This is a genomic window from Anaerotignum sp., assembly GCF_017483025.1.
Lineage (GTDB): Bacteria > Bacillota > Clostridia > Lachnospirales > Anaerotignaceae > Anaerotignum_A.
On the sequence record NZ_JAFUMA010000075.1, the window covers coordinates 1 to 3,301 of the forward strand.

The window sequence follows — 3,301 nt, forward strand, 5'->3', positions numbered from 1 at the left end:
ATCTGGGCTTACTATATTAAATTAATGCCGGAGACCGGGATCGAACCGGTACGGTCGATTAGGACCGCAGGATTTTAAGTCCTGTGCGTCTGCCAATTCCGCCACTCGGGCAAATCTTGAAATCTTGCGTTGTTTTCAGCCGCTCAATTAATATACCAAAACCAAAACCATTTGTCAACAACTTTTTTCAATTTTTTCAAAAAAGTTTCTCCACCCTGAAAAAGAGCGGAGAAATCAGGACTTCCTTTTATTCCAAATCAGGAGCGGTGATGAAAGGCTTTGTTACTTCTTTTGCTTCGGGGGTAAAAATTTCACTGCGCAAAGATTCCGCCAGACCATCCTCCCCATCGGCATAGATCACTTCACCATCGGCATTTCTACCTTCCCAATAGATGACATAATCATCCATATTCTCAAAATCTGTTTCATAATAAATGAACCCATCCTCATCGGGAGTACATATAAATTCCTGCCAGTTTCGTTCTCCCCAGTTTCCTACGATAAAAGAAACCTTCGCAATTTCAGGGTTCCGGCACAAACCAAGCACCTTTCCCTCCCTGCTCAGGTAACCGTCCACATCCCCATCGCAACGGTATTCCCCGTCGATACCGCCGCTCTTCATTCTCCAAAGGAAAAGATGCGTCCGTTCTGCTGGCACTACAAACAGCCCATCTTCCTGTCTGCCTACCACCATCACAGCATCGTCCCCCAGTTCATATTTCAGGACAATTTCCTCAGAATGTCCGCTGCGCAAGCCTCTTTCACAGGCATAAAACACATCTTCTGCACTGAAATACAACCGATTATATAACAGATAAAAATAGGAAAGTACGATTATTAGCAAAACATAAAGCACGATTTGTTTTTTACGCTTCATTGTCCGTCACCTCCCCCGTCTCCAGATCTACCGTTACCACTAGGTCACCGCAATAAATTTTCAGGGTTTTCGCATCTGTAGGCACTTCATCCAGATGGTCGACACCAAATCCGTAATAGCCTCCCTGCTTGAAGCCGCCACCACCTTTCCTGATGTCATTTCCCTCCGCATCCCAGATTCCTAAGTTGATCGACAACGTCCAGTCGATACTTCTGGCAAAAGGATTCCGTTTCGTCCGATAAACCACATCCATCATACCATCTTCATAGTAATAAATATCCCCTAAAATCAGTGTATCATCATAAATCTGATATTCTCTGTCCAGTTCCATGTGCCATACTTCGGCCACATCTTCCGGAGGTTCATATTCAGAAAACAGATTCGAAAACACCCCTCCCACAAAAGTGATCATAGGAAGAATGTTCACCACGATCAGAATGATTGCTGCCGTTCTCGTAATTCTCCAAATCCACCCCAGAATCACCCCGTGTTCTTTATCCAGCGCCTGTCCGATCTCCGCTGCATCCCCCATATATTCCACGGCCATATAAGCCGCAGCGGCTTCGTCCATGCCTTCCGCCATCAGGTCTTCCTTCAGATCCTGCATATGTTCTGTCAATTCCCTGCGGATGGCTCTATGGTCATATTTGAATTTCACGAAGGAAAGCACCTCATTGAGGTAATTCTCCCATCTTTTCTCTTCCATAGCTCCACCCCTCTCAAGCGAATCCTCTTGCCCCAATGACACGTTCCACGGAAGTGCTGAAAACTTCCCACTGCTTCTTTTCCTCCGCCAGCTGGGCCTTGCCCGCCGCTGTGATGCGGTAATATTTGCGTTCTTTGCCGTTTTCCGCTTTGGCTCTGTAGGATTTCACATAGCCCTGGTTTTCCATCCTGTGCAGAACAGGGTACAACGTCCCTTCCTTGAACTGAAATACATTCTGGCTGCGCTCCTTCAATTCCTTGATGATCTCATAGCCATAGCAATCTTTTTCTTCCAAAAGCGCCAACAGCATCAGAATCGTGCTGCCGCCGATCAGGTTTTTATCCATACTTCTCCCTCCCATGCCTAGATCTTCTATGTATTTTTATTATACCTAGATATACTAGGCATGTCAATAAGCAAAGAAAAAGCCCCAGTTCAGGAGCCTTTCCGCTTGAGGAGGAGATATCTTTCGATTTCTACTATCTTATTTCTTAATCATCGTAATCTTTTTCCGCTTTCAGGATTTTACCTGTTTCCGCGTTGATCTCATAATCATATTCTACACGGTCTTTTTCAAATTCGACTTCATATTTCACTACACCATCATCACGGTCTTTTTCTGCTTTCAGCCTGGAAACCTGACTTTCTGTCAAACCAGCATGCTTCAGTGCAATTGCTTTTGCTTCTTCCAAACCGATATCAGGGCTACTTTCTTTAAATGTATCAGCGTCCGTTACTGTATCTTTTTTGCTATCAAAGCTGTCCGCATCCGTTACGGTATAGCCTTCACTGGTCAGTGTTACCGTCTTTGTATCATTGTCCCAGTTTACATCTTTGCCCATGATCTGACCAATCGCTCTCAGGGGCAGATATGTGGAACCATCATACAACAGGGGGTAGATCGCCTTGCCGGCAGATGTCTTGAATGTCTGTTCCTTGCCATCGATCACGATGGTAAAGTCATTTCTTACCTGAACAGTTACATTCTTTGCTGTACCTTCTACCGCCTTATTGGAAGAATCTTTCGCTGTTCTTTGGCCTTCCAATGTGATCGTCTTTGTTTTTTCATCCCAGTTTACATTTCTGCCCAAAGCTTCGCCAATGGCTCTCAAAGGCAGATAAGTGGAATCCTCATAAACCAGCGCGAAGGCTGCAGAGCCGTCCGCCCGTTTAAAGTTCATTTCTTCCCCGTCAATCACAATGGTGAAATCAGGACGAAGTCTTGCGGTTTCATATTCTGCTGCGGCCATTACGGGCATTGCCATCGCCGCAATCATTACCAACGTAGTCCCCATTGCCATCCATTTTTTCTTCATTACACTCACCCTTTCTCCAATCTGTACTGTTCTTTTTATTACAATACCATAAATCCCATTCAATTACTAGTATTTGCCACGAATTTATTGATAATAATTTTTTATTGATAATAATAATTGATTTTGTTTATCTGTTTATAGAGTAAAACTATTTTGTAAAGCAAAAAGGACAAGCATTTCTACTTGTCCTCATTTTTCTGGGCGGAGAAGGATTCGAACCTTCGAAGCTATCGCAACAGATTTACAGTCTGCCCCCTTTGGCCGCTCGGGAATCCACCCATAATAGCGTAGTTGTTTTATAAACAACCAATCGCTTATCTATATGAATATATAAAAAGCGAAAGCCCCGTAAGCTTTCAAAATAGAATAGCGTATTGTCACAACCAATACTCCATAGAAAGG

At 43.9% G+C, this 3,301-nt stretch carries 4 protein-coding genes and 2 tRNA genes; all 6 read right to left on the reverse strand.

What is annotated here, in order from left to right:
• Window positions 1–25: 25 nt before the first annotated feature.
• Window positions 26–111: transfer RNA gene (locus IJ369_RS06715), tRNA-Leu, on the reverse strand.
• Window positions 112–247: 136 nt separating this feature from the next.
• Window positions 248–877, reverse strand: coding sequence for a hypothetical protein (locus tag IJ369_RS06720; protein ID WP_290717475.1), 630 nt, complete (start codon window positions 875–877; stop codon window positions 248–250).
• Window positions 867–1,583 carry a permease prefix domain 1-containing protein gene (locus tag IJ369_RS06725; protein WP_290717477.1) on the reverse strand — a complete coding sequence of 239 codons (717 nt, stop codon included), beginning with the start codon at window positions 1,581–1,583 and terminating at the stop codon, window positions 867–869. The genes IJ369_RS06720 and IJ369_RS06725 overlap by 11 nt, the downstream gene beginning before the upstream one ends.
• Before the next feature lie 13 nt (window positions 1,584–1,596).
• Entirely contained in the window at window positions 1,597–1,929 is a 333-nt protein-coding gene (locus tag IJ369_RS06730; protein WP_290717479.1) for a PadR family transcriptional regulator, read from the reverse strand.
• A gap of 145 nt (window positions 1,930–2,074) precedes the next feature.
• On the reverse strand, window positions 2,075–2,899 hold the full coding sequence (locus IJ369_RS06735; protein WP_290717481.1) for a stalk domain-containing protein: 825 nt from the start codon (window positions 2,897–2,899) through the stop codon (window positions 2,075–2,077).
• A 198-nt stretch (window positions 2,900–3,097) separates the two neighbouring features.
• Window positions 3,098–3,178 (reverse strand) — tRNA-Tyr (locus tag IJ369_RS06740).
• Between the last annotated feature and the right edge of the window lie 123 nt (window positions 3,179–3,301).

Excerpts from the sequence above, each read along its gene's own strand:
- IJ369_RS06720 (WP_290717475.1), bottom strand. The coding sequence starts at position 877 with ATGAAGCGTAAAAAACAAATCGTGCTTTATGTTTTGCTAATAATCGTA.
- IJ369_RS06725 (WP_290717477.1), bottom strand. The coding sequence starts at position 1,583 with ATGGAAGAGAAAAGATGGGAGAATTACCTCAATGAGGTGCTTTCCTTC.
- IJ369_RS06730 (WP_290717479.1), bottom strand. The coding sequence starts at position 1,929 with ATGGATAAAAACCTGATCGGCGGCAGCACGATTCTGATGCTGTTGGCG.
- IJ369_RS06735 (WP_290717481.1), bottom strand. The coding sequence starts at position 2,899 with ATGAAGAAAAAATGGATGGCAATGGGGACTACGTTGGTAATGATTGCG.